The 229-nt window shown below is 67.7% G+C and carries 1 pseudogene; it reads left to right on the plus strand.

Annotation, left to right across the window (positions count from 1 at the left end):
• Nucleotides 1–229 (plus strand): annotated as a pseudogene (locus tag GYA94_RS26965) (proline/glycine betaine ABC transporter permease); the annotation flags it as partial.

Here is a 229-nt window from a genome sequence, read left to right on the forward strand (position 1 = left end):
GCTGGAGAACCTGCTGCGCCTGGTGCCTTGGTGGCTGCTGCTGGCGATGGTCGGCCTGCTGGCCTGGCACGCCAGCCGCAGCCTGCTGCGCAGCGTGGTGCTGGTGGCCCTGCTGGCACTGATCGGCATGCTCGGGCTGTGGGACAAACTGCTGCAGACCCTGGCCTTGGTGCTGGTGAGTACGGGTTTGTGCGTACTGGTTGGCGTACCGCTGGGCATCCTGCTGGCC

The sequence above is a fragment of the Pseudomonas juntendi genome (assembly GCF_009932375.1).
Taxonomy (GTDB): domain Bacteria; phylum Pseudomonadota; class Gammaproteobacteria; order Pseudomonadales; family Pseudomonadaceae; genus Aquipseudomonas; species Aquipseudomonas juntendi.